Origin of the sequence: Rathayibacter sp. VKM Ac-2762, from assembly GCF_009866585.1 — a bacterium.
Taxonomy (GTDB): domain Bacteria; phylum Actinomycetota; class Actinomycetes; order Actinomycetales; family Microbacteriaceae; genus Rathayibacter.
The window spans coordinates 2,974,717-2,999,810 of sequence record NZ_CP047419.1 but is presented as its reverse complement, the minus strand read 5'-3'; the positions used below and the strand labels follow the sequence as shown (position 1 = coordinate 2,999,810).

Sequence of the window (25,094 nt, the reverse complement as noted above, 5' to 3'; positions counted from 1 at the left end):
CCCACGCCCCGGGCGGCTGTCCGCCCAGGGGCTTGACCGGTCGCGGGGCGAGCGCGGCGGTCGGGAGGGACGGTCCGGCGGAGCGGCGGCCCCGCCGGGACCGTCAGCGGATCAGGCGGTGCGGCGGGACGAGCGACGGGTCGCCAGGTGCACGAGGACTCCGACCACGAGGAGGATCCCCGCGTAGAGCCAGACGATCGGGTCCTGCTGGCTGAGGAGCAGCACGCACGAGGCGATGCCGAGCACGGGGATCGCCGTCCACACGCGGAAGTGGTCGTGCTCGACCTTGTCGCGCCGCAGCACGAGCACCGAGACGTTCGTGCTGATGAACACCAGCAGGAGGAGCAGCACCACGGTCTCGGCGAGGGTCGCCAGATCGCCGACCAGGGTCAGGAGGCACGCCGCCAGCGTGGTCACCGCGATGGCCACCCACGGCGTCCGGCGCTTCGGCAGCACGCGGCCGAGCACGTCCGGGAGGAGGCCGTCCTTCGCCATGCCGTAGGTGACACGGCTCGCCATGATCATGGTCAGCAGCGCTCCGTTGGCGACCGCGACGAGCGCGATCAGGCTGAACAGCCACGCCGGCACCCCGGCTCCGCTCGCCGTCACGACGTCGAGCAGCGGGGCGGAGGATCCGGACAGCTCGTCGGCGGGCAGCGCGATCGAGCTCGCGAGGCCGACCAGGACGTACACCGCACCGGCCGTCAGCAGCGAGCCGAACAGCGCGCGCGGGTAGACGCGGCTGGGGTCGCGGATCTCCTCGGCGATGTTGGCCGAGGTCTCGAAGCCGACGAAGGAGTAGTACGCGATGATCGCCGCGCCGAGCACCGCCAGCGCCGGCGCCTGCTCGGAGCTGAGCTCGACCGTGCGGGCGAGGTCGCCGCCTCCGCCCGCCACCAGCAGCGCGACGCATCCGATCACGATCAGCAGGCCGCCGACCTCGATCACGGTCATCACCGTGTTGCTGAGCAGCGACTCCGCGACTCCCCGCGCGTTGAGGCACGCAACGAGGATCAGGAAGACGATGGCCGTCGGCACGGTCGGCACGTCGAGGAAGGTGCCGAGGTAGTCGCCGGCGAACGCGAGCGACAGACCGGCCGCGCTGGTCACTCCGGCCGCGAGCATGGCGAAGCCGACCAGGAACGAGACGATCGGGCGCTTGAACGCCCGCTGCGCGAACACCGCCGCGCCTCCCGCCTTCGGGTACTTGGTCACCAGCTCGGCGTAGGAGCCGGCGGTCAGCAGCGCGAGGCCGAGCGCGAGCAGGAGGGGCATCCAGACGGCACCGCCGACCTCCGCCGAGAGCGTGCCCATGAGGGCGTAGATGCCCGCGCCGAGGACGTCGCCGAGGATGAAGAAGTAGAGCAGCGGGCCGGTGATGCGGCGGCGCAGGGAGGTGCCGCCGGCCTCTCCGGTCGCGGGGGCGTCGCTCGTGGTGGCCATGTCGTCCTCTCGTCGCGCGCTCGGGAGCGAGCACGACGGGCCACGCTAGGGAGGAGGGGGCCGGGAGGTCGAGAAGGTTGACCGGGCGGGGTCGAGGGCGCTACACGCGCGGGACGGGGCGTCTGCGGAGCGGGCGCCTGCGGGCCGGGCGCGTCCCCCGGCCGGGCACCGCAGGCCGCGCCCCGCGCCGGCCGCTAGCCGAGGACGACGTGCTCCCCGCCGCGCTGCTCGGCGATCTCCTCGCCGACCTCCTCCGCCTCCTGGCGCGACTCGTGGTGGCTCAGCGGGACCCGGGCGTGGGCGATGCGGTTGTGCCAGCCCTGCTCGTCGGAGTAGGTCTCGATGGGGAGGACGGTCGTGGTGCTCATGGTGCTCCTTCGTGGTGGTCCCTCCATGGCACCTCGCGCGCCCCGCCGCACGGGAGAGGGTTGACGCGAGCCCGTGTCTCGCGCAGGAGGGAGGCGGCTCGGCGGCCCAGCAGCGAGCGGCGGCGCCGCGGCGCGTCAGGGCGAGACCATGCCGCCGTTCACGTTGAGGGTCTCGCCGGCGACGAAGCTCGACTCGGCGGACGCCAGGAACACGTAGGCCGGGGCCTGCTCGGCGGGCTGGGCGGCACGGCCCATCGGCGACTCGCTGGAGCCGAAGTCGGGCAGGCTCTCGGGGTCGACGCCGCCGCTCACCTGCAGGGCGGTCCACGTCGGGCCGGGCGCCACGACGTTCACGCGGATGCCCTTCGCGGCGAGCTGCTGCGCGAGGCCCTTCGAGAGGTTGTTGATCGCGCCCTTCGTCATCGCGTAGTCGAGGCGGTCGGGGGCGGGCTTGTGCGCCTCCGCCGACGCTGTGTTGATGATGGTGGCGCCCGCGGGCAGGTGCGGGAGGGCCGCGCGGATGATCCGGAACGGAGCGAAGACGTTGACCGCGAAGGTCGCCTCGAACTGCTCGTCGGTGATGTCGAGCAGGTCCTCCTTCCATATCTGCTTCCCGGCCACGTTGACCACCGCGTCGAGCCCGCCGAGGCCCTCGACCGCCTCCGCCACGAGCCGCGTGCAGTACTCGGCACTCGTGAGATCGCCGGGGATCGGCACGGCGGTGCGCCCCTCCGCGCGGATCAGCCCGATCACGTGCTGCGCGTCCTCCTCCTCGCTCGGGAGGTAGGCGAGGGCGACGTCGGCCCCCTCGCGGGCGAAGGCGATGGCCACGGCTGCGCCGATCCCGGAGTCGGCTCCCGTGATGAGCGCGCGGCGGCCCGCGAGCCTGCCGGTGCCGCGGTAGCTCTCCTCGCCGAGGTCCGGCACCGGGGTCATCCGCGACTGCAGCCCGGGCTCGGGCTGCTGCTGGACCGGCGGAGTCACGTCCGGGTACTGGGTGGCGGGGTTCGTGAACGTGTACTGGTCGGGCATTGCTCCTCCGTCCGCGGCACCCGGATCGGGCCGCTCCCCTCCATCCCAGGCGAGCCGCGCCTCCGGGGCCACCCCGTGCACGGGCGGGCGGCGCTGTGGTAGCCGGCGCCGCGCCTGCTCGGAGGACCGGCACGGCGACCCGGACGTGCCGGTGCTCCGCTCCGCGGATGAACACCGGACGACAGTGGGCTCCCCCGCGCGCCGACGCCGCGCGGGCGTGCGAGGCTTGATGGTCGTCCCCCTCCCGCCCGCCCCCGACCTCAGGACACCGTGAACCCTCAGGACACCGCGAAAGCCCCCGCCTTCCCCTGGATCGGCCTGCTCACGCTCGCCGGCGCCGTCTTCGTCTCCGTGACGAGCGAGTTCCTCCCGACCGGGCTCATCCCCGACATGTCGCGCGACCTCGGGGTGAGCATCTCGCTCACCGGCCAGCTCGTCACGATCTTCGCCGCGACCGTCGTCGTCGCGACGACTCCGCTGACCCTGGTGACCCAGCGCTTCTCGCGCAAGAGCCTCCTCCTCGTGGCGCTGTGCACCATCGCGGTCGCCAACGTCCTCGCCGCGCTCGCCCCCACCTTCGGGCTGCTCATCGGCGCGCGCATCCTCGGCGGGCTCGCCCACGGCCTCTTCTGGGCGATCGTCGCCGCCTACTCCGCGCACCTCGTCGCTCCGGAGCAGCTCGGCCGCGCTACCGCGATCACGGCGGGCGGCGGATCCGCGGCCTTCGTCCTCGGCGTCCCCCTGGGCACGGCGCTCGGGCACGCGTTCGGCTGGCGGCCCACCTTCGCGATCCTCGGCGGCGTCGTGCTCGTGCTCGCGCTGATCGTGGTGAAGTTCCTGCCCGCGGTCGACCACCACATCCCGCTGCGGACCGGCGAGATCCGCCTGCCGGCGCGGAAGGACCGGACGCTCCCCCGCATCATCGGCGTCTGCGTCGTCATCCTGCTGGTGCTGATCGGCCAGAACACCCTCTCGACCTACATCACGCCCTGGCTCGAGAACGCCTCCTTCGCCCCCGACACGGTGCCGCTCGTGCTCTTCGCGTTCGGCGGCGCAGGGGCGGTCGGACTCGTCCTGGCCGGCTTCGCGACCGACCGGTTCCCCCGCTCGGGCTTCGTGGTCGCCGCGATCGCTGTCGTGCTGGCGCTCGCGGGCCTGGCCGTCGCCGCAGGCACCGGCGCCGCCACGGCCGTGGTCGTCGCCGCGGTGATCTGGAACATCGCGTTCGGCGGCATCCCGGCGATGCTGCAGACCCGGATGCTGCGCACCTCCTCCTTCCAGCTGCGGAGCCTCGCCGCGGCGCTCCAGACGACGGCGTTCAACATCGGCATCGGCGGCGGCGCGGTCGTCGGCGGACTGGCGATCGACGCGAGCGGGCTCGACGTGCTGCCGTGGGTCGCGATCGTCATCGTCGCGGTGGGGCTCGTCGTCAGCCTGATCGTCGACGCCCGGGCGACGGCGGCGGTGAGGGCGGAGGCGGTCCCTACTCGCTGATCGTGTTCATGACGGAGGAAGAACGCGTTCCGGCGCATGCCGATCCGCGTGTTCGCGCTCGAGTCGGAACGTTCTTCCTCCGTTGTGAAGACGGCGGCCTTCGGCTTCGTGAATGCAGCGGCCTCCAGCTTCGTGAACTCGGCGGTGTTCCAGCGCTGTGAGCACGGCAACCTTCGCGGGTCGTGGACACGGCGGCCTCCTGGGTCCTGAACACCGCGACGTTCCTCCGGTGCGGTCACGGGGATGTCGTCCGCACGGCCGACGCGGCGCCGCGGGGAGCAGGGGATACGGTCGAGGGATGAGAGACGGAACCCGATGAGCCCGAGCACCCTCGAGCCGCCGCTGACCCTCCCCTACTACGGGGCTCCGCCGATGGCGGCGCTCCGCCGCTTCTTCGGCAACTACCTCCGCTTCCGCGGGAGGGCGAGCCGGGCCGAGTACTGGTGGATCATCCTCCTCGGCAGCGTCCTCACGGGGCTGCTGCAGCTGGCCGACGGCGGTCCGTGGCGCCTCGACTTCACGCTGACGCCGTACCCGAGCGGCGCGCCGTTCCAGACCTTCTGGGTGTCGCTCGCCGCGGGCGCGATCGCCCTGGCGACGTTCCTTCCGTCGCTCTCGCTGATCTGGCGGCGACTGCACGACGTGAACCGCAGCGGGCTCTGGATCCTCGCGATCCTCGTGCCGATCGCCGGCTACGTGTTCCTGCTGATCCTGTTCGTGCTGCCGCCGCGGCCGGAGGGCGCGCGGTTCGACTGAGCGGCGGACGCCTCGGCGGTGGGGGGCCGGACCCGGTCGACGAGTCGGCAGCCGTCAGACCGGCCGGCACGTCGGCAGTCAGGTCGACGAGCCGGTCGCCAAGCCCGCCCCCTACGCGCACCAGTCGCGCGAGCGCCCGTTGACACTGCGCGCGGTGTCGCCGGTGCCGAGGTCGACGAGCACGGTCGAGGTCGCGCTGAAGCCCGGCTCGCCCGGGTAGTCGTCCGGCCGGCCCTCGACCGAGACGGTCTCGACGGCGAGGTACTGCCCGTTCGGCGAGAGGCAGACGCCGCGGATGCGCCCCGTCGGCGAGGTGCGGAACACCTCCGAGGTGCCCGACGCGTCGACGCGGACGACGGAGTACTGGGTCGCGCCCGTCTCCGGCGCGTACTCGGCCTCGAGCTCGACGTAGCTCCCGGAGTCGAGGAGCAGGATCTGCACGGGCGTCGCGGTCGCGCTCACATCGGCCGGCGGGAGGGCGAGCGTCTCGACCGAGCCGTCGGCCAGGTCGATCAGCGAGCCCGACTCCGGATCGGCGACCACGAGCCGGTTCGCGCCGGGCACGAATCCGCGCAGCTCCGCGTGCTGCCCGAACGGGCTGATCGAGCCGGGCGTCAGCAGGTCGAGCAGGAGCACCGTGTCGTCGAGCGAGTGGGTGACGACCGAGGTGGTGCCCGGCACGAACATCCAGTCGCGCGCCCGCAGCGGCCCGCCGTCTATCCCGAGCACGGCGACCGCCTCGGCCTTCTGGTCGGTCAGGTCGTAGGAGTAGAGGGCGCGGTCGAGCGGGCCCGACGGCGCCTGCCCGGTGAAGGTCCAGCCGAGCACGCCCTTCTCGGGCGAGGAGTGCAGCTCGCGCACGGTCCCGGGGCCGGGCAGCGGGATGACGCCCTCGGAGCCGGTGTCGAGCGTGACCGTGCGGAGGAGGTTCGTGTCGTCCGGCTCGATGGTCACGACGACCAGCACCGGGCCGACGACGGCGTAGTCCTGGATCCGGTCGGCCGTGACGAGGACCCGGGCGTCGCCTCCGGAGAGCGGGCGGACGCGGACGGCGTCGGGCTGCGAGGGGTCGTCGGCGGTGCGGTCGAGGGTGAAGAGGTCGGGGTCCTTCGTGGTGAAGGAGGCGGAGACGTCGGCGGCCGAGCCGGTCGCGGCGCTGCGGGCGTCGTCGATCCCGATCTCGTAGCGGGTGGCGTAGCGGAGGGTGTCGGTGAAGGTGACGGTGAGCACGCCGCCGTCGAGCTCGGCGGTGTGCGGGGCGTCCGGAGCGACGCGGACGCGGTCGAGCGCGTCGGGCTCGAGCGCCTGGTCGAGGTGCAGGCGGGCGCGGGATCCGTCGCGCTCGACCACGCCGTCGGTGCTGACCTCGAGGGAGGCGACCCGGGGCCCCTTCGCGACGGTGGCGGCGGTCAGGCCTCCGACCGCGAGGACGAGCACCGCGACGACCGCCCAGAAGAGCCGTGGGAAGCGGGAGGCGCCTGCGGAGTCGAGGCCGGGAGCCCGCCGCGCCCCGCCTTCGGACCGTCGCCCGCTCTGCGCCGACGTGCCGCGCTCGGGAGACGCGCCGGGCTCGAGAGACGCGCCGTCCTCCGGAGACGCGCCGCGCTCAGTAGACATACGGCATCGCAGGCTCGTCGATCGGAGTGAGCGCCTCCGGCTCCAGCACGACCGCCTCGGCGCTGGTGACGCTCGGGTTCGCGCCGAAGCCGCCGCTCGCCTCCAGCCACTGCCCCTCCGACCAGGTGTCGGCCCAGCCGGCCTGGTACACCGGCACGCCCACCGGCTGGGCGTCCACCGCGCAGCAGGTGACGACGAAGCGGGCGATGTAGAAGACGTTCTCGGGGTCGGAGGCGTCGGGGGTCACGAATCCGCTCACCGTGGCCGTGCGGCCGGCGAGGAACTGCTCGCTCGCGCCCTGACGCAGCAGGGTCGCCCAGTCGCGCACGCTGAAGGAGGCCGTGTCGCCGGTGGGCGCAGCGGCGGTCACGGAGGCGTCGACGGCGCTCGTGTTGACCTCGCGCTGCGTCGCGGTCGAGGCGGTGAGGGCGGCCGGCGGGAGCACGAGCAGGGCGACGGCGGCGGAGGCGATCACCGCGACTCCGGCTGCTACCGCGACCACCCGGCGCCAGGGGCGGGCGGGCGCGGGGGCGTGGAGGTGCTCGACGTCGTCCTCGTGCTCGTGCTCGTAGGCGTCCTCCTCGGCGCCCGGCACGACCGCGAACGCCGCGATCAGCAGCACTCCGGCGATCACCGCGAGCACCACCGAGAACTCGAAGTAGCGGGGGTGGATGTAGAGGCCGAGCCGGCCGGTCGCCGCGAGCCACAGGGTCGAGACGACGCCGATCAGGCTGAGGACGACGCCCTTCCAGCGGGCGAGGAGGCGCTCAGAGCGCATAGTTCACCGCCAGTCCCAGCACGGCGGCGGCGAGGGCGACCAGCACGGTGACGCGCACCAGCGTCGCGGCCGAGAACGTGGTGCGCAGCAGCGCGAGCATCTTGACGTCGATCATCGGGCCGAAGACGAGGAATGCGATGATGCCTCCCGGCAGGAACGTGGAGCCGAACGAGAGCACGAAGAACGCGTCGACGTTCGAGCAGATCGAGATGACGAACGCGAGCACCATCAGCGCCAGCACCGACCAGAGCGGGTCGCCGCCGAGCGTGGTCAGCACGTCGCGCGAGACGCCGACCTGGATCAGCCCCGCGATGGCGGCGCCGACGAACAGCGCCGGCATCATCGCCCCGGTCTCCTCGGCGAACAGCAGCACGCTGCGCCGGGAGCGGTCGCGGAGGGAGCGGGAGGGCCGCTCGCCCGCCTCGCAGGCAGCGCGGAAGCGGTCGGTGAGCAGGCTCATCGGCTCGGAGTGGCGGCTGAAGATCCAGCCGACGAGGTTCGCGATCGCGAAGCCGCCGACGATGCGCCAGACGAGGATCCCGTCGGCCCAGCCGAAGGCCTGGTAGGTCGTGACGATGGTGATCGGATTCACGATCGGCGCGGCGAGCAGGAACGTCATCGACTCCGACACCGAGAGGCCCTTGACGATCAGCCCGCGGGCGAGCGGCACGTTGCCGCACTCGCAGACCGGGAGGAGCACGCCGAGCAGCGAGATCACGAGGCGCCGCGGGAGCGCCCGCTTCGGCAGGATCCTCAGCAGCACGGCCTCGGGCACCCACAGCTGCACCGCGATCGAGAGGACGATGCCGAGGAACACGAACGGCAGCGACTCGATGACGACGCTGATCGAGAGGGTGAGGAAGTCGCGCACCGCGTCCGAGAGGGCGTCGCCCGCCGCGTCCGGGGCGAGCAGGCGCGTCGCCACGAGGACGGCGACCAGGGCGAGCCCGAGGAGCGGCCCGCGCCGCGACCGCCGGGCGCCCGGGGACGCGCGGGTCGGGGCGGCGAGCGCGGATTCGGGGGACATCCCGACCCATCGTAGGCGGGGGCCCTGCGCGGGCCGGGGCGGGGCGCGGCTGCGACGTACCCGGCGAGTGCGAGCCCGGCCCCGCGAGGTCCGGCCGACCGCGAGTGTCCGATGGTCGTCGCGCTCGCGCTCGAGTGCGACGACTTCTGGACACTCGGTGCGAGGGCGGGCGCCGAGGGTCGCGGGAGGCGGGCGCGGCACTCGCGCAGCGGCCCTCCGGGTGCAGGATGAGCGCATGCCCGCCTCCCCCGCGCACCCCCTCCGCGTGCGGATGCAGCCGCGCGCGATCGACGAGGCGCACCGCGTCTCGAGTCCGCTCGAGCTGCTCGTCGACCTGACCTTCGTCGTCGCGATCGCGCAGATCGCCCAGCAGCTCGCCCACGCCACCGAGGAGGGGCACCTCGCCGAGGGGCTCCTCCCCTTCGGCATGGTGTTCTTCGCGATCTGGTGGGCGTGGATGAACTTCACCTGGTTCGCGTCCGGGTACGACACCGACGATGTGCCGTACCGGCTGCTGACCCTCGCCCAGATGGCCGGCGTCCTGGTGCTCGCGGCGGGAGTGCCGGCCGGCTTCGAGGAGGGCGACTACCGGGCGATCACCATCGGCTACGCGATCATGCGGTTCGCGCTGGTGAGCCAGTGGATCCGCGTCGCCGTGTCCACTCCGGAGCACCGCACCTCCGCCGTGCGCAACGCCGTCGGCTTCTCGATCGTGCAGGTCGGCTGGCTGCTGCGGCTGCTCCTGCCCGAGGAGGTCGGAGTGGTGAGCTTCCTGCTCCTGGTCGTCTGCGAGCTGGCGGTGCCCCTCTGGGCGCAGCGGGCGGGGGATGCGAACTGGCATCCGCACCACGTCGCCGAGCGGTACGGGCTGTTCACGATCATCCTGCTCGGCGAGGGCGTCCTCGCGGCGGTGATGGGCGTGCAGCGCGCGGTGACGGAGGCGGGCGTCAGCACCTCGCTCGTGCTGGTCGCGGCCTGCGGGCTGGTGATCGTGTTCGCGCTGTGGTGGCTGTCGTTCTCGCATCCCTCCGGCGAGCTGCTGGAGCGGCGGCGCGGCCTCTCCTACCGCTGGGGCTACGCGCACTTCGCGGCGTTCGCGGCCCTCGCGGCGCTGGGATCCGGGCTGGAGGCGGCCGTCGCCGCGACCGCGGGCCACCTCGAGGCGTCCGACACGGTGATCGGCGCGGCCGTCGCGGTCCCGGTCGCGGTCTTCGTCCTGACCCTGTGGGCGGTGCACGCGCCGCTCGGCGAGCACCAGCCGATGCCCGCGCGCCTGGCGCTCCCCGGTGTCGCGCTGGCGCTCGCGACTCCGCTCGTGGCGGGACTGCTCGGCGTGGGCGGGGTTCTGGTCGCGCTGGCCGCGGTGTCGGCGGGGCTGGTCGCCGCGGTGGTGGGGCGCGGGCGCACCGCGGAGTGACGGGGTCGGCGGGCGAGGCGCGTCGCCGTCGCGAGAGGCGCGTCCGGCGCCTCGAGACACCGCCCTCCTCGGCGAGACGCCGGCCTGGCGGCGGTGTCCCGGCGGTAGCGGACGCCTCGGCGAGCGCGCCGCGGCAGCGGCTACCCCCGGCGCGGCAGCGGCTCCGGGCGGCGGGGCACCCAGCAGCGGACGCGCGAGCGGTAGCGCTCGAAGTCGGCGCCGAAGCGGACGGCGAGGTCCGCCTCCTCCAGCGGGCGCACGGCCCGGTTCCAGACGACGGCGCCGAGGAGCGCGTACAGCACGACCAGCCACGACGAGAGCAGCAGCCCGACCGCCGCTCCCTGCACGATGCCGGCGACCGCCATCGGGTTGCGGACCCAGCGGTAGGGGCCGGCGATCACCAGCCGGTTGGTCATCGCGATCGGCAGCGGCGTGCCGTCGCCGAGGAGCGACATCGTGAGCCCCGACCAGATCCCGAGCGCGCTCGCCGCGACCAGCAGCAGGACGCCGACGCCGACGACCGCGGGCGGCGCCGCTCCGAGGCTCACGCCCCAGCGCTCCTCCAGCGCGGCGATCACCAGCGGGATGACGACCAGCGCGCCTCCCCAGAACACCGCGATCTGCCCGAGGGTCGCGGCGAGGTGCGATCCGGGCCGGCGGCCGGCGGTCGCGACGCGGAAGGTGAAGGGACCGGAGGCGATCCAGCGCGTGGGCACCCGGCCGAGCAGGAGCAGGCACGCCGCCACGACGGAGCCGCCCGCCGCGGCGAGCATCGCGACGACGCCCCAGCCCGCCTCCCCCGTCAGGGTGGCCCAGACGGCCAGGGCGACCGCGACGAGGAGCGTCCAGGCCGTCGCGGTGACGGCCGCCCAGCGGATCCCGGCCGCGGCCAGAGCGGAGGCGCCGACGAACAGCGGGAGGTCGAGAGCCGCGACAGGGACGGGATCGAGGCTGCCGAGCGTCGCGATCCGCACGGCGGGGACGAGCGCCACGGCGACCCACCAGGCCGCGCCGCCGAGGGCCTGCACGGCGAAGTAGAGGCGTCCCCAGGGCATGGCTGCACGGTACTTCATAGCTGAACCCAAGGAACGACCCAGGGCGTTGACGGGCTCGGCGCCCTAGGCTCGAATCAGTTCCCGCCGCCTCCACGAGAAGCGGCCCACCACGACGCCAAGGACGACGCCGATGAACCGCACGACCGTGATCACCGCACTCGCCTGCGGGCTCCTCCTCACCGCCGCCGCAGCCACTCCCGCTGTCGCCGCGACCTCGGACACCGCCGGGGACTCCACCCGCTCCGTCGACGAGTTCGGCGTTCTCGCCGCGACCGACGGCGACACGCTGCTGATCAACGGGCGCGCCTTCCTCCTCGAGTAGGCCCTCCCCGCCGGGCACGGCCGCGAGGACGCCACTCGCGACGCCTGCCTCCTGATCCGCCACTGCGTCGACGTCGACGCCACCCTGGCCGTCGTCCCGTCGGCCGTCATCGAGACCACCGACGCCGATTACGCCGACTTCCTGCCCCTGTTCCCGCCGGCCGTCACCGAGACCGCCGACGCCGACCGCCGATACCGCGCCCCGATGGCCGGTGGGCGAAGCCTCGAGCCGGGCGACCCCGGATCGTCATCCACCCCCACTAGGGTGACGCTACTCATGCCCGGTCCTCCGGCCGTGGACCGGATCCGACACGGATCCCGCGAGGGGTGCCGCCCGGCAGTCGTCTCGCTCGTTCGCGGACCGCCCTCCCCGGGAAGGCTCCGCCTCCCCGCGGCTGGAGTCAGCATGGAGTCCCCCTTCCCCCTCGCGCACCGGCGATCCGGCACCACCGTCGGACTGCTGTCGACCTTCCCGCCCACGCGGTGCGGGCTCGCGACCTTCACCGAGGCCCTCGGCGGAGCACTGGCCGACGACCACGGCGCCGGCATCCGCACCGTCCGCGTGATGGACGAGCTCGCCGTGCCCGGATCGACACCCGGCACGAGCGTCGTGGCCGAGCTCGTCGCGGGCGACCCGGCGAGCACCGCGCGCGCGGCCGCCGAGCTCGACTCCTGCGACGTCGCGATCATCCAGCACGAGTACGGCATCTACGGCGGACCCGACGGCGACGAGGTGATCGCGCTGATGGAGCGGCTCGCCGTGCCCGTGATCGTGGTCCTGCACACGGTGCTGGAGACGCCGACCCCCTCGCAGCGCCTCGTGCTGGAGCGGGTCGCCTCCCTCGCCGACGCGGTCGTGGTGATGACGGCCGTCGCGGCCGAGATCCTCGAGCGCCGGTACGACGTCGACGCCTCGCGCGTCGTCGTCATCGCGCACGGCGTCCCCGTCTGGAACGCGGCCGCCCGCCCCGCCGCCGCCGCGGATCCGCAGATCATCACCTGGGGCCTGATCGGCCCGGGCAAGGGCATCGAGTGGGGGATCCGCGCGATGGCCGACCTGCGCGACGCCGGCGTCTCCGCCCGCTACACCGTCTACGGGCAGACGCACCCCAAGGTCGTCGCGCACGCCGGCGAGGCCTACCGGGAGTCGCTGGCCGACCTGATCGCCGAACTGCGGCTCGAGGACCGGGTCGTGCTCGACGGCCGCTACCTCGATCCCTCCCAGCTCGCCGCGGCGGTCGCCGAGGCCGACGCCGTCCTGCTGCCCTACGACTCCCGCAACCAGGTCACCTCGGGAGTGCTCGTCGAGGCGCTGGCCGCCGGACGGCGCGTCGTCGCGACGGAGTTCCCCCACGCTCTCGAGCTGCTCGGGAACGGCCGCGGCCGTACGGTCACGCACGAGGACCCCGCCGCGATGGCCACTGCGCTGCGCGAGGTGCTCGCCGGCTCCGCCCCCGCAGCCGCTCCGGCCGCCCTCTCCTGGCCCGCGGCCGCCGGCCTCTACCTCGATCTCGTCGAGCGCCTCCGCATCGAGCACGCGGCGTGACCGCGGGGCCCGCCCTCGCGACGGCACTCCCCTACGAGCACCTCGACGCCCTCACCGACGACCGCGGACTGCACGAGCACGCGCTGCTCGACGCACCCCGGCCCGAGCACGGCTACTGCGTCGACGACGTCTCGCGCGCCCTGATCGTGGTGGCGCAGGAGCCGGAGCAGACGTTCCGGACCCGTCGCCTCACGGAGCAGTACCTCCGCTTCCTCGAGGCGGCCGCCGAGCCGGACGGCACCGTGCACAACCGGCTGTCGCCCGACGGCGAGTGGGCCGACGCCTCCTCGCTCGGCGACTGGTGGGGCCGCAGCGTCTGGGCCGCGGGGGTCGTCGCCGCGCACGCCGAGCTGCCGCTGACCCGCCGCCGCGCGATGCGGCTCTTCCTCCACCTCGCGGAGGAGCGCTCGCCGGACCTGCGCGCCATGACGTTCGCGGTGCTCGGCGCGGTCGAGGTCGTCGCCGTCCGCCCGCACTCGCTGGTCGCGGTCCAGCTGCTGCACGACGCCGCGCCGATGCTCCTCTCCTGCACGGACCAGGCCTGGCCCTGGCCGGAGGCGCGCCTGCGCTACGCCAACGGCTGCGTCCCCGAGGCGCTCCTGGCGGCCGGCGAGGCCCTGCAGGATCCGCCGCTGCTCGCGCGCGGGTTCGCCGCCCTCGCCTTCCTGCTGGGCCTCGAATCGCGCGACGGCCGCCTCTCGGTGACGGGCGTGGCCGGCCGCGGGCCGGACGAGCTCGGAGTGCTCTTCGACCAGCAGCCGATCGAGGTCGCCGCCATCGCCGCCGCGTGCGCCCGCGCCCTGACGCTCGACGAGGATCCGCTCTGGCGCGAGGGCCTCGCCTCCTGCTGGGCCTGGTTCCACGGGGTCAACGACTCCGCGACCGTGATGGTCGATCCGCTCTCCGGCGCCGGGTACGACGGCCTCGAGTCTCAGGGGCGCAACGAGAACCGGGGCGCGGAGTCGACGATCGCCGCCCTGCACACCTCGCTCGTCGTGCGGCGGGCCGGCCTGCAGCCGACGCGGCCGAGCGTCCCGGCGACCCCCGCGGCCGTCACCGTCCGATGACCGCAGGACCCGGGGACCCGGCGGCCGGGCTGCGGATCGCGATGCTCGCGCCGATCGCATGGCGCACGCCGCCGCGCCACTACGGGCCGTGGGAGCAGGTCGCGAGCCTCCTGACCGAGGGCCTGGTCCGCCGCGGAGTCGACGTGACGCTCTTCGCGACCGGCGACTCCGTGACGACGGCCGCGCTCGAGTCGGTCGCTCCGACGGGCTACGCCGAGTCGGGCCGCGACGGCCGCGTCTGGGAGGCGCTGCACATCGCGGCGGTCCTCGACCGCGCTGGCGACTTCGACCTGGTGCACAACCACCTCGACTGGCTGCCGCTCGCCCTCGCGGCGCAGTGGCCCGTGCCACTCGTGACGACGGTGCACGGCTTCTCGGGGCCCGAGATCCTGCCCGCCTACCGCGAGGCGCTGGGGCACCCGCGCACCGCGCACCTGGTGTCGATCTCGGACAGCGACCGCTCCCCCGAGCTCGACTACGCGGCGACGGTGCACCACGGGATCGACGTGGAGGGCTTCCCCGCCGGATCCGGAGGAGAGGATCTCGTGATCCTCGGCCGGATCCACCCCGACAAGGGCACGGCGGAGGCGGTCCGGATCGCCGCCGCGGCCGGGCGCCGACTCCTCATCTGCGGCATCGTGCAGGACGAGCGCTACTGGCGCGAGGAGGTCGAGCCGCTCGTCGACGGGACGCGCGTCGTCTACCGCGGCTCGGTCGGGCCGGAGGAGCGCGCCCTCGTGCTCGGCGGAGCGCTCGCGCTCCTGCATCCGATCGGCTTCGACGAGCCGTTCGGCCTCTCCGTCGTCGAGGCGATGGCGTGCGGGACGCCGGTGATCGCGTACCGCCGCGGATCGATGCCGGAGATCATCGACGAGGGCGTCACCGGGTTCGCGGTGGGCTCCCTGTCGGAGGCGGTCGCCGCGGTCGAACGGGTCGGACTCCTCGACCGCGCGTCCGTCCGGGAGACGGCGCGCCGCCGCTTCGCCGTGGATCGGATGGTCGACGAGTACCTCGCGGTGTACGCGGGAGTGCTGGGGCGCTGACGTCGGCGCAGTCGCGGTGGCGACCGCCCTCGCGTCGGGCTCGGATGCGCGGGGTCGGCGTCAGACGACGCGGCCGTCTCGGAGGGTGAGGACGCGGTCGGCGCGATCGGCGAGGGCCGGGTCGTGGGTCGCGACGACGGCGGCCGTGGGGCCCGAGCGGACGGCGGCGGCGAGCAGATCGATCACGCGGGCCGCGGTGGCACTGTCGAGCTGGGCGGTCGGCTCGTCGGCGACGAGCAGCCGCGGGCGGCCGACGAGCGCCCGGGCGATCGCGACGCGCTGGCGCTGCCCGCCGGAGAGCTGGTCGGGGCGCTGATCGCCGTGCTCGTCGAGCGCCACGGCGGCGAGCGCCGCGGTGACCCGCTCGTCCCGCTCGGACGGGTCGGTGCCGACCAGGCGCAGCGGCATCTCGACGTTCTCGCGCGCCGTCAGGTCCTCGAGCAGCGCGAAGTCCTGGAAGACGATGCCGAGACCGCCGCGCCGCAGCTCCGAGAGCCGCCGCTCGTCGAGGTCCGCGACGGCGGCGCCGTCGACGAGCACCCGTCCGCTCGTGGGCCGGTCCACCGTGGCGAGCATCGACAGGAGCGTGGTCTTGCCCGCTCCGGACGCGCCGAGCACCACGACCAGCTCTCCCGCGGCGACCGAGAGCGAGACTCCCGCGCAGCCGACGACGTCGCCCGCCGGAGTCCGGAAGACGCGGTGGAGGTCGAGGGCCTCAAGGACGGCGGTCACGACGCGTCCTCCGCGGGGAGGGAGTGCCGGCCGCGGCGCCGGGGCGATTCGGTAGCCCGGGGCGGGCCGGCGGGCGGGAGCGGATCGGCGGGCCGGGGCGGGTCGGCGGGCGGGACCGGGTCGGCGCGCGGGAGCTCCTCCGCGCGCGCCGCCGCCTCCCCCGACTCCACGCGGATGTGGTCCGGCTCGAGCCCGAGCCGCACCCGGTCGCGGAGCCCCAGGGCGCCGGTGAACTCCTCCGGCAGCTGGAGCCGGCCGAAGCGGTCGAGCACCGCGAACTCCTCCGCCGCGTGCTGCGCGTCGACGCTCCGCTGGTCCGCCGAGAGGCGTCGCAGCGTCTCGGTCGAGGTGCGGCCGTCGCGGATGCGGACGGTGCGGCCGACGTGGTCCGACACTCCCGCGTCGTGGGTGACGATCACCGTCGTGACGCCGCGCTCGCGGTTGATCCCGCGCAGCGCCTCCAGCACGTCGACCGTCGCGGCCTCGTCGAGCTCCCCGGTCGGCTCGTCGGTGAGCAGCACATCCGGCTCGTTCACGAGGGCCACCGCGATCGCGGCCCGCTGCTGCTGCCCGCCCGAGAGCGCGCCCGGGCGCCGATCGCGGACGTCGCCGAGCCCGAGCAGGCCGACCATCTCGTCGACCCGCGCCGCCCGCTCCCTCCGCGGCGTGCGGGCGACGGCGGCGACCACCGAGATGTTGTCCTCGATCGAGAGGTAGGGCAGGAGGTTCCGCGCGGTCTGCTGCCAGACGAAGCCGACCGTGCGGCGCCGGAAGTCGACGCGCTCCCGCTCGGTGAGGGTGAGCACGTCGCGGCCGGCCACCTCGACACGGCCCGCGGTCGGGGTGTCGAGGCCCGAGAGGATGCCGAGGAGGGTCGACTTGCCCGATCCGGAGGCGCCGACGATCGCGATCAGCTCGCCCCGCTCGACGACGAGATCGAGGCCCTGGAGCGCCTGCACCTCGACCCCGGCGGTGGTGAAGATGCGCACGAGGCCCGAGCAGAGCACGGCGGGTGGGGTCATCGGAGGGGTCCTCTCGGAGGAGCGAGCGCGGAGGCGAGCACAGTGACGGCGGCAGCCAGGAGGAAGGCCGCGAGGGTGACGAGGGTCGCGGCCGGATCGATCCGCACGGCGGGTGATCCGGAGACGAGCAGCGGGACGAGCGCGACGGGCAGGAGGAGTCCGGAAGCGACTCCGGCGAGGGTGCCGATCACCGCGGGAGGTGCGGCGGTCGCGACGTCGAGCAGGGCGGTCCGGGAGCGCGGCATCCCGAGCGCGGCGAGCGCGGCGGCCCGGCGGCGGCGGGCTCCCGCGGAGGCGAGGCCGGCGAGGAGGAGCGCGGCCGACGCGGATGCGACTCCGCCCGCCACCGCGGCGACGAGGGCGGTCTGCTCGGCCGCGAGCCGCGGGCTGTCGAGGCGCTCGGCGGCGACGCCCGCAGAGGTCTCCACGTCGGCGTCCGGTCCGAGGAGGGTGCGCACGGCGTCCGCCGCCGAGGGGTCGTGGAGGCGCACGAGCACCACGGCGGCCGTTCCGGGCTGCACCCGCAGCTCGCGCGCGGCGGCCTCGTCGACGAGGAGCCAGGTCGTGGCCGACGTCAGCGGAGAGGCGTCGTCGGCGGTGGCCACGACGTCGAGGGCGCGGCCGCGCAGAGTCACTCCCGCGTCGCCGATCGTCGCCGCGGCGGAGCGCGAGGCGATCACCGGGACGCTCCCGTCCGCCTCTGCCGCAGCGAAGCCGTCGGGGATCGCGAGGCGGCCGACGAGGCCCTCCTGCACGCGCTGGAGCGCCGCCGTGTCGACCACGACGAGGCGCATCGGCTCCCGGGAGGCGCCGACTCCGACGGTCACGGGGTCGTCGATACCGACCGACGCCACCGCGGCGACCCCCGGCAGCGCCCGCAGCTCGTCCGCCCGGGCGGCGGTCACCGAGGCGCCCCGCACCGACAGGTCCGCGCCGACGTCGACCACTGCCCGGTCGGACACGTCGGCGCGGACGGTGGTCAGCAGCACGCCCGAGAACAGCGCGATCGCCAGAGCGCCCGCGATCGCGACCACGACGAGCGCCCCGTCGCTCCGCGAGGACGCGAGGAGCAGGAGCGGCCCGGTGCCGCGCCGCGCGCGCGCCGCCTCGCCGCCGCAGCAGAGCGGGCAGGAGGCGGGCGGCCGCGACAGCGACGGTCAGCGCGACCAGCGCCGGGGCGAGCACGCCCGCCAGCGGCAGCGGCGCCTCCTGCACCAGGGCCAGCACGGCGGCGACCGCCACCAGCAGGAGGAGCGCCTCGGCGATGAGCCGGAGGAGCGGCAGCCGGTCGGTCCGCCGCTCGATCGCCGAGTGGTGCGCGAGCGCCGCCGCACCCGCCGAGACGAGCACCAGGGCGCCGGCGGTCGCCACGGCCCAGCCCGGGACGACCACGGTGCCGACGAGCAGGAGCGAGAGGAGCACCCCGACCACTCCTCCGGCCACGACGCCGACGAGCGAGGCGCCGCCCGCCTCGCCGGCCAGCGCGAGCCTCCGCCTCGTCGTCGAGGCTCCACGCGCCTCGAGCAGCGCCAGACCCGGCGCCCGCGAGCGCGCGAGCAGCGTCAGCACGAGCGCGAGCACGACGGCACCGCCGACGGCCGGGCCGCTGGCGGCGGTCCAGACGGACCCGTCGCTCCGCGTCTGCGCCGCCACCGCGTCGTCGAGCAGCCGCGGCAGCCGGCCGACGAAGGAGTAGGCCGGGACGCCGCCGCCCTCGACCCGCTGCTCGCGGCTGGTGAACGTCCGCGCCTGCTGGGCGAGCAGCTCGGCGTCGGCGCTCTCGACCCGGTCGACGCGCGTCGAGTACCAGGCGAGCGTCCGCGCGACGATCGGCAGGCCCGCGAGCCGGGGCAGCGAGGCCGGATCGACGAAGCCCGTGCCGAGGACGACGGTGCCGCCCGCGCCCGCCGCCACGACGGCCGGGCGCACCGCGTCGGTGATGTGCGTCCACACCGCGGCGTCCTCGTCGGTCGCGCTCACCGTGCCGGTGAGCTCGATCTCGACGGAGCCGCCCGGCGGAAGGGCGAGCAGCCGCCGCTCGCCGACCGGCCACTCCATCGCGGCGGCCACCTCCGTGTCGAGTGCGATCGGGATGCGGAGGCGCGGCTCGCCGTCCTCGTCGAGCGACCCGTCGCGCGCGGGCGGGCCCGGGAGCACCCCCTCGACCGGTCGGACATCGGTGGTCAGATCGGGATCGGCGGCCAGGGCGAGCTGGGAGGCGCGCACCGGATCGCCGGAGATCAGGGGTCCGACGGGCGCCGACTCCAGAACCACCGCCTCCCCCGGATCGGCGAGCACCGAGGCGAGCGGCTGCGGCTGCGCGTCGCGGAGGGCGCGGAGCGACGCGTCGAAGCGGCCCCACACCGCGTCGACGCCGCCAGGGAGGGTGCCGTCGCCGGGGCCGGGTGTGACGCCGCCGAGCGCCTGCGCGGTCAGGTCGAGACTCGGGACGCCGGCCTCGTCGAGGTCGCCCCGGAGAGCCGCCGTCGCCGAGGCGGCCGCGAGGGCGGGCACGAGGACGAGGGCGGCCGCGACCAGGAGGCCGAGGACGGCGAGGGAGAGGGCCATCGCGGGCGCGGCGAGGGCGGCGCGGAGGGTGTGGGCGGGGGTGCCGGCGGGGGCGGGCCGCCGGGTCGGGCGCTTCCCGGTGATCGGGGCGCCGGATCGGCGGGGGCTGTCTGCGCGAGGGGTGGCGCGGCCTCCCGCGCGATCCGAAGCGCGGTCCACGTCCCGGTCCGAGGCGCGGCTCATCGCGCACCCCGCTCGTGGGAGGCGGCCGCGACTCCGGCCGCTACCGCGACGAGGAGCCCCGCCGCGAGCGCCAGGAGCAGCGGCACGTCGACCGCCGGAGCCGGCCGGGTCGCTCCTCCGACCGCGAGCGATGCCACCGCGGGCAGGCAGAGCGCCGAGGCGACCGCTCCGACCACCGCGCCCACGACGATCCCCGTCCCCGCCACGATCCCGTTCTCGACCAGCCGGCGGCCGCGCCGCTCGCGGGAGCCGACCCCGAGCGCGGCGAGAGCGGCCTCGTCGCCCGCGCGCAGCCTCCGCAGGACCGCCCCGCCGGCGGTCAGCGCGACGAGCGCCATCAGCACGGCGACCACCGCGGCCACCGTCCAGACGCTCGCGCCCGCGGAGACGAAGGGCGATCCTCCGCCGCGCACCGTCCACGGGGCGCTCGCCTCCGTCGCGACGACCCGGGCCGTGCCGCGGAGGTCGTCCGTCGCGATCCAGACCCGGGACGGGGTGGGCAGCGAGTTCGAGGCCGCGAGGTTCGCGCGGGCGAAGTCGCGGGTGTCGATCGCGACGGCCGGGGCCCCTCCCGCGCCGGGGACGACGGGCACGATCGAGGCGACGACGGCCTGAAGCGCGCGCCCCGAGGGTCGGCTCAGGTCGAGGTCGTCGCCGACGGTGAGGCCGAGCGCGGAGGCGGCCGACGCGGTGAGGGCGACGGGCAGCGGATCGTCAGCGCCGTCCACGAGGATCCGCGCGCGCTGCTGCTGCGTCGTGAGCGAGACGGCGTCGCGGGAGAGCCGGGTCGCGTCGATCCCGCCGGTGGAGGCGCCCTGTGCGTCGAGCCCCGAGACGGAGCCGACCTCGACAGTGGCGGTGTCGGCGCCGTCGAGTCGCAGATCGACGGCCAGGAGGTCGGCATCGGCGAATCCGTCCGGGAGTGCTCCCGAGAGGAGGGCGTCGTCGGAGCCGGAGACCGGCACCGTGCCGAGGTCGATCGCGGCGAGCGCTCCGTCCGCGGAGGCGAGCCACGCCGAGCCGGCGACGACGCCCGGGCCGACCGGTCCGTTCGCCGTTACCCGCACGCCGAGCCCGGTCGCATCGACGCCGAGGCCGGGGTTGTCGGCTGCTGCCGGAGCGAACGCGCTGCCGGTGAGCGCCGCGGCCGAGGCGGAGGGCAGGACCACCGAGGCGAGGTCGACGTCGCCGACCGACACCGCCTCCGTGACCACCGCCGCCGCGCGCCCGGTGGCGCGCGCGAGAGCCGCCACCGGCACCGGGGTGTCCCCCACGGCGACGATCGGGCCGAGGTCGAACGTCGCGCTCGCCGCCGCGCCGACGGTGTCGGCTGCCACCGCGCGGTCGGAGGCGGTGATCGTCGCGGGCAGGGCCGCCGCCGCCACGCAGAGCGCCGAGGCCAGAGCGACCACCAGCGCCGTCGCCGTGAACCAGGAAGCGCGCACCCGCAGCGAGCGGAGCGCCGCGAAGAGCCAGGCCGAGCGCGCGCCCAGCCCGATCCTGGTGCGGCGCCGCAGACCGGCCGCCGCCGCCGTCACCGCCGGCAGCGACAGGGCGACCAGGAGGAGGGGGACCGCCGCGATCCCCGCGGCGCCCAGCTCGCCCGACGCCGCGACCAGCTGCCCGACCGCCACGCCCGCCGCCGCGAGGAGGAGCACGGTGCCGAGCACGCCGAGAGCGCCGGTCCCGCGCCTCCGGGGCCCCGCGAGAGGAACGGGCTGCAGCGCCGCCGTCGCCACGAGCGCGCCGAGCAGCACCGCGACTCCGAGCAGCCCCGAGCCCTGCAGGACGGCACCCGGCACGAGAGCGGCGGAGGCGCCCGCTCCCGCCAGCACCCCCAGCACCGCCGCCGGGCCGGCCACCGCCAGGACCTCGCCGCTCGACCAGCGCACCAGCTGCCCCCGGGAGGCCCCGCGCGCCCGCAGCAGCGCATCGGCGTCGCGCCGGCGGCCCGCGCCGAGCACGATCAGGCGGCTGCTGCCCACCACCACGACCACCAGCAGGAGGAGCAGCGCCGCCGCCGTCAGCCCCTCCGCGGCGGAGGAGGTGCGGAGCGCGCGCCGGGCGGTGGCGTCCAGCCCGCCCGAGACGCTCATGTCGCCCGCCTCGCCCGAGACCGCGAACGCGTCGGCCAGAGACGCGCGGTCGGCGCCCCGGGCGAGGTCGGTGATCGACCGGCTCCCCGGCACGACCACCCACTCCGACGTCGTGGAGGAGGCGGCCGCCTGCAGAGCGTCCTCCGCGACGAGGAACGGCCCGACCGCATCACCGTCCCGCCCCGAGGCGGCGGCGGGATCGGCCGCCCAGCGCGGATCGAGCACGTCGAGCGGCTCCCACGTCCCGCTGACCTCGAGCGGTCCGCTCGGAGTGGCGAGGATGTCGCCCGGAGCGAGGCCGAGCGCGTCGGCGGCCGTCCGTTGCACCGCCGTCTGCCCGGCGGCCGGCCACGCGCCCGCGACGAGCCGCGCGGCGTCGGCGAGCCCGGCGTCGGCGAGCAGCTCCGCTCGGATGGCGACCCCGTCGTGCTCGATCGCGACCGGAGCGGACTCGGTGCGGACGACAGCGGCATCGCCGAGGCGGGCCCGGAGGAGGTCGCGGACGGCGGTGTCCTGCCGGGTGGCGTCGGGCGTGCCGGCCGTGTCGGTGGCGTCGGAGGTTCCGGTTGTCCGGGCGGTCTCCGCCGAGAGGAGGACGACGCCCTCGGTCCCGACCGCCCCCCGCACCGCGCTCACGGCCGCCCGATCGGTCGCGGCGGCCACCGATCCCGTCACCCCGACCAGCAGCGCGGACGCGACCGCCACCACGACCCCGACCGCCGCCAGACTCGATGCCGCCGACCTCGCGCGCGCACCCCACGGCGACGCGCGTCGGCGCACTCGGGGAGGGGCGGTGGGAGCAAGGATGCGGGCCACTCTAATGCGGAAGAAGGGCGGGAGTGAGCGGGGTTCCGCGTCCGTGATTCCACGGAGGACAGGCCCTCTCCCCCTCCGCTATCGCCCCTCGCGCTCGCCTTCCGGGCCGCCGTACCGAGTCGCCCGAGAAGGCTCGTTCTCGGCGCCGAAAATCCTTTCGATCCGTTGGTCTGGGCGCATCTTCCGGCATCGGCCCGTCGCGAGTCGAGAGAACTCCTCGAGAGATCCGTCATCCGATCTGTGACTGCCTTCGCCGTACTCAAGCGGTCTCTTCGCAGACCGATCGTCTGTCAGGATCAGGAGGTTCACGGCGGAGACGGGCTCTCTCGTTCTGGAGCGATCAGATCTCTGACGCTCACAGCCGCACTATTCGGGGGAGACAGCACATGAGCAGCGAAGAGACCATCGGTTCAGGCGAAATCATCGCACCTGTCGAGGCTGTCACTCTGGAGGCGGAACTCGTCGAGGAGGAAGCCGCGGAAGACATCGCCAAGGCAGTGAGCGCGCGCCACTCGATCGCCCGGAAGTACGTCATGCGTCTGCGCCGGAAGCGCCCCGACGCCTCCCCGGCGGAATTGATCCGACTGCTGGAACGGCACTACGGAACCTCGATCACGGCAGCAGGCGCGCTCATCTCCGCCGGCGCTATCGCTGCCGACGTCGGCATCGCGATGATCCCGGGAGTCGGCGCCGCAGCGGCCGGGGTGAAGAGCGCGGGGGCGCAGGCAGCGAAGAAGGCCGGCAAAGAAGCGACGAAGGCCGCGGTCAAAACCGCGGCGAAGACCGTCGCGCTCGGCGCCGCGAGGTCAGGAGCGCAGAAGGCCGCCGCGCTGCTGCCCGCCGGCGACGAGCAATTGCAGTTCGAGATCACAGCGATCTTCGCCCTCGCGGTCGCAGACATCCACGGCATGGACCTCGACCAGGATCAGGCGCAGGCACTCGTTTACGGCCTCACCAACGATCGTGTCGGCGCGAAGCAGATCGCTGCCATGGCGACCGATGTCGCCGCGGTCTCCTCCGGTGGGAGTACGCAGGAGAAGCCGACCGCGAGCGGTCGGACTGACTGGGCGCGCACTCTTGCAGACTCCCTTCCTGCGGGTCACGCGCAGAGCCTCGTTCGGACGATTCAGACGGGCCAGCTGGACGGCGTCCGCGACTCCCTCAGCGGCAAGCAGCAGTCCGCGGTGGACTACGGAGTCGGTGCTTTGTCCGGCGGGATTGCACGATTCGTCTTCGGGCGTGAAGTGATCACTGCCTCTCGGGCCGCCTTCGCTGAGGCACCGGATCAGTTCCCCTCCCGACTCGCCCTCGAGCTCGCGCTCGCGGGTGACGACGACGACACGGAGCCGAACCGCGCGCTCGCTGCTCTGGAGGATGCCGCGAAGTCCACCGGTGACTGGGTCGCCGGGACAGCAGGAGCCGTTGGCGGCGGCATCACCTCCGCGGCCAGCGCCGTCTCGCGGCCCTTCCGCAGTGTGGACATCGACGGCGACGGCGTACCGGACGAAGCGCAGGCCCTCACCGCCATGAAGAGCGCAGGATCAGCCGTCGCCGGCGCGGCCGATGCGGTCGGTGGAAAGGTCGCAGGCCTGTTCAGATCGCGCAAGCGCGACTAGGTCTTTTCAGGGGAGGCCAGCCGGAGTCGAGGTCACCCCGCCCGCCCCCACTCCCCCAGCAGCTCCCGCTCCCGCTCCTCCCCCAGTCCGGCGCCGCGTCCCGGCACGTGCGCGGCCGCCGCGTCCCGCAGCGTCTCGGCGAGCTCGCGGCGCTCGAAGCCCGCGGCCTCCGCCCGTGCCGTCGAGCGCGCGTTCATGCCGCGCCAGTCCGGGTCCGCGATCCACAGCGGGAGCGAGCCGGCGCCCGCCCACTGGCCGACGCCGCGCTCGAGCAGCCACTCCTCCGGCACGGCGACCGGCTCGGCGGACGACCCGCCGCGCGCCACGGCGAGGTGCTCGCCGAACGGCACGGGGGTCCCGCAGACGTTCATCACGCCCGCCACCCGCGCCTCGGCGGACGCCACCAGCCAGGCGGCGAGATCCCGCACGTCGACCACGGACGCCGGCAGCTCGGGCGCATCCGGCACCAGCACGGGCCCGGACCGCGTGCGGAAGCGCCAGGGCCAGTAGGAGGAGCGGCTCGTGGGGTCGCCGGGGCCGCCGATCAGGCCGGCGCGCGCGATCAGAGACGGCGCGGATCCGGCCAGCACGGCCTGCTCGCAGGCGGCCTTCGCGGCGCCGTACGAGGCGGGGTCGTCGGAAGGAGAGAGCTGCTCGGCGTCCTCGTCCGCACCGACGACCGCGTTCTCGGCGTAGACGCTCGTGGTCGAGACGAGGACGTAGGCGCCGCAGCGCAGGTCGCGGACGGATCGGCGGACGTGCTGCGGGGTCGAGGAGACGTCGATCACCGCGTCCCACGATGCCGCAGCCACGGCGTCGAGAGCGTCGTCGCGGTCGCGGTCGGCCCGGACGAGGGACACCCCCGCGGGCACGGCCGTCCCGCGCACGAGGCAGGTCACGTCGTGGCCGCGCCGCAGCGCCTCCGCGGCGAGGTGCCCGCCGAGCCAGCCCGTGCCTCCGAGGATCAGCGTTCTCATCCCCGCATGCTCGCACGGGCCTCCCCGCGCGAGGCCCGCTGAGGTGCCCGAGACGGTTCCGAGAACGCTGAAACAGCTTCATCCTCGGGCGACTCGACGCGGTGCGCGCCGAGCGAGCGC

General features: G+C 74.9%; 21 protein-coding genes. 9 read left to right on the top strand and 12 right to left on the bottom strand.

From position 1 onward, the window contains the following. Nucleotides 1–111 precede the first annotated feature (111 nt). From GTU71_RS14115 to GTU71_RS14105, 3 genes are all read right to left on the bottom strand, one after another. Complete coding sequence (locus GTU71_RS14115; RefSeq protein ID WP_104355208.1) at nt 112–1,443, bottom strand: APC family permease; 1,332 nt, start codon at nt 1,441–1,443, stop codon at nt 112–114. A gap of 194 nt (nt 1,444–1,637) precedes the next feature. Next, nucleotides 1,638–1,811, bottom strand: a complete 174-nt coding sequence (locus GTU71_RS14110) for a DUF2188 domain-containing protein (protein ID WP_159940661.1) — start codon at nt 1,809–1,811, stop codon at nt 1,638–1,640. A 135-nt stretch (nt 1,812–1,946) separates the two neighbouring features. After that, the gene (locus GTU71_RS14105) at nt 1,947–2,843 is read right to left on the bottom strand and encodes an SDR family oxidoreductase (protein WP_104227027.1); all 897 of its coding nucleotides are present in this window, start codon (nt 2,841–2,843) and stop codon (nt 1,947–1,949) included. Between the two features lie 270 nt (nt 2,844–3,113). Here GTU71_RS14105 and GTU71_RS14100 point away from each other — a divergent pair, with 270 nt between their 5' ends. After that, the gene (locus tag GTU71_RS14100) at nt 3,114–4,337 is read left to right on the top strand and encodes an MFS transporter (RefSeq protein WP_104226411.1); all 1,224 of its coding nucleotides are present in this window, start codon (nt 3,114–3,116) and stop codon (nt 4,335–4,337) included. A 315-nt stretch (nt 4,338–4,652) separates the two neighbouring features. Further along, the gene (locus GTU71_RS14095; RefSeq protein WP_104250042.1) at nt 4,653–5,093 is read left to right on the top strand and encodes a DUF805 domain-containing protein; all 441 of its coding nucleotides are present in this window, start codon (nt 4,653–4,655) and stop codon (nt 5,091–5,093) included. Between the two features lie 111 nt (nt 5,094–5,204). On the opposite strand, the gene GTU71_RS14090 is transcribed toward GTU71_RS14095, so the two are convergent. The 3 genes from GTU71_RS14090 to GTU71_RS14080 are packed head-to-tail and all read right to left on the bottom strand — an operon-like array spanning nt 5,205 to nt 8,515. Beyond that, nucleotides 5,205–6,710: a hypothetical protein gene (locus GTU71_RS14090; protein ID WP_159940659.1), complete on the bottom strand. Its 1,506-nt coding sequence runs from the start codon at nt 6,708–6,710 to the stop codon at nt 5,205–5,207. Beyond that, on the bottom strand, nt 6,700–7,488 hold the full coding sequence (locus GTU71_RS14085; RefSeq protein WP_159940657.1) for a TIGR03943 family protein: 789 nt from the start codon (nt 7,486–7,488) through the stop codon (nt 6,700–6,702). The genes GTU71_RS14090 and GTU71_RS14085 overlap by 11 nt, the downstream gene beginning before the upstream one ends. Next, nucleotides 7,478–8,515, bottom strand: a complete 1,038-nt coding sequence (locus tag GTU71_RS14080; protein ID WP_104223382.1) for a permease — start codon at nt 8,513–8,515, stop codon at nt 7,478–7,480. Before GTU71_RS14080 ends, GTU71_RS14085 begins: the two co-directional genes overlap by 11 nt. A gap of 235 nt (nt 8,516–8,750) precedes the next feature. On the opposite strand from GTU71_RS14080, the gene GTU71_RS14075 reads away from it, so the two are divergent. After that, complete coding sequence (locus GTU71_RS14075; RefSeq protein ID WP_208543592.1) at nt 8,751–9,932, top strand: low temperature requirement protein A; 1,182 nt, start codon at nt 8,751–8,753, stop codon at nt 9,930–9,932. Between the two features lie 140 nt (nt 9,933–10,072). Here the strand turns inward: GTU71_RS14075 and GTU71_RS14070 are convergent, their stop codons facing one another. Beyond that, nucleotides 10,073–10,987 carry a methyltransferase gene (locus GTU71_RS14070; protein WP_159940655.1) on the bottom strand — a complete coding sequence of 305 codons (915 nt, stop codon included), beginning with the start codon at nt 10,985–10,987 and terminating at the stop codon, nt 10,073–10,075. A gap of 130 nt (nt 10,988–11,117) precedes the next feature. On the opposite strand from GTU71_RS14070, the gene GTU71_RS14065 reads away from it, so the two are divergent. The 4 genes from GTU71_RS14065 (at nt 11,118) to GTU71_RS14050 (ending at nt 14,964) form a co-directional block, all read left to right on the top strand. Then, the gene (locus GTU71_RS14065) at nt 11,118–11,309 is read left to right on the top strand and encodes a hypothetical protein (RefSeq protein ID WP_104223384.1); all 192 of its coding nucleotides are present in this window, start codon (nt 11,118–11,120) and stop codon (nt 11,307–11,309) included. 405 nt (nt 11,310–11,714) lie between these two features. After that, nucleotides 11,715–12,854, top strand: a complete 1,140-nt coding sequence (locus GTU71_RS14060; protein WP_159940653.1) for a glycosyltransferase — start codon at nt 11,715–11,717, stop codon at nt 12,852–12,854. Next, nucleotides 12,851–13,921: a glycosyltransferase gene (locus tag GTU71_RS14055; RefSeq protein WP_208543591.1), complete on the top strand. Its 1,071-nt coding sequence runs from the start codon at nt 12,851–12,853 to the stop codon at nt 13,919–13,921. The genes GTU71_RS14060 and GTU71_RS14055 overlap by 4 nt, the downstream gene beginning before the upstream one ends. Continuing rightward, the gene (locus GTU71_RS14050) at nt 13,918–14,964 is read left to right on the top strand and encodes a glycosyltransferase family 4 protein (RefSeq protein WP_244230568.1); all 1,047 of its coding nucleotides are present in this window, start codon (nt 13,918–13,920) and stop codon (nt 14,962–14,964) included. Before GTU71_RS14055 ends, GTU71_RS14050 begins: the two co-directional genes overlap by 4 nt. A 60-nt stretch (nt 14,965–15,024) precedes the next feature. On the opposite strand, the gene GTU71_RS14045 is transcribed toward GTU71_RS14050, so the two are convergent. From GTU71_RS14045 to GTU71_RS14035, 3 genes are read right to left on the bottom strand one after another with little or no spacing between them, the layout of a single operon-like run. Then, a complete protein-coding gene (locus tag GTU71_RS14045; RefSeq protein WP_159940651.1) occupies nt 15,025–15,696 on the bottom strand; it encodes an ABC transporter ATP-binding protein in 672 nt (223 codons plus the stop codon). After that, on the bottom strand, nt 15,693–16,718 hold the full coding sequence (locus GTU71_RS14040; protein ID WP_159940649.1) for an ABC transporter ATP-binding protein: 1,026 nt from the start codon (nt 16,716–16,718) through the stop codon (nt 15,693–15,695). The genes GTU71_RS14045 and GTU71_RS14040 overlap by 4 nt, the downstream gene beginning before the upstream one ends. Continuing rightward, complete coding sequence (locus GTU71_RS14035) at nt 16,715–17,752, bottom strand: hypothetical protein (RefSeq protein ID WP_159940647.1); 1,038 nt, start codon at nt 17,750–17,752, stop codon at nt 16,715–16,717. The genes GTU71_RS14040 and GTU71_RS14035 overlap by 4 nt, the downstream gene beginning before the upstream one ends. Nucleotides 17,753–17,982: 230 nt before the next feature. Between GTU71_RS14035 and GTU71_RS14030 the strand changes: the two genes are divergently transcribed. Then, complete coding sequence (locus GTU71_RS14030) at nt 17,983–18,414, top strand: hypothetical protein (protein WP_159940645.1); 432 nt, start codon at nt 17,983–17,985, stop codon at nt 18,412–18,414. 1,051 nt (nt 18,415–19,465) lie between these two features. On the opposite strand, the gene GTU71_RS14025 is transcribed toward GTU71_RS14030, so the two are convergent. Continuing rightward, nucleotides 19,466–22,270 (bottom strand): hypothetical protein, encoded by a 2,805-nt coding sequence (locus tag GTU71_RS14025; protein WP_159940643.1) that lies wholly within the window; start codon nt 22,268–22,270, stop codon nt 19,466–19,468. Between the two features lie 497 nt (nt 22,271–22,767). On the opposite strand from GTU71_RS14025, the gene GTU71_RS14020 reads away from it, so the two are divergent. Then, nucleotides 22,768–23,997: a hypothetical protein gene (locus tag GTU71_RS14020; protein ID WP_244230567.1), complete on the top strand. Its 1,230-nt coding sequence runs from the start codon at nt 22,768–22,770 to the stop codon at nt 23,995–23,997. Nucleotides 23,998–24,029: 32 nt separating this feature from the next. Here GTU71_RS14020 and GTU71_RS14015 read toward each other — a convergent pair whose 3' ends face one another. After that, nucleotides 24,030–24,974 (bottom strand): NAD-dependent epimerase/dehydratase family protein, encoded by a 945-nt coding sequence (locus GTU71_RS14015; RefSeq protein ID WP_159940641.1) that lies wholly within the window; start codon nt 24,972–24,974, stop codon nt 24,030–24,032. Nucleotides 24,975–25,094: the final 120 nt, after the last annotated feature.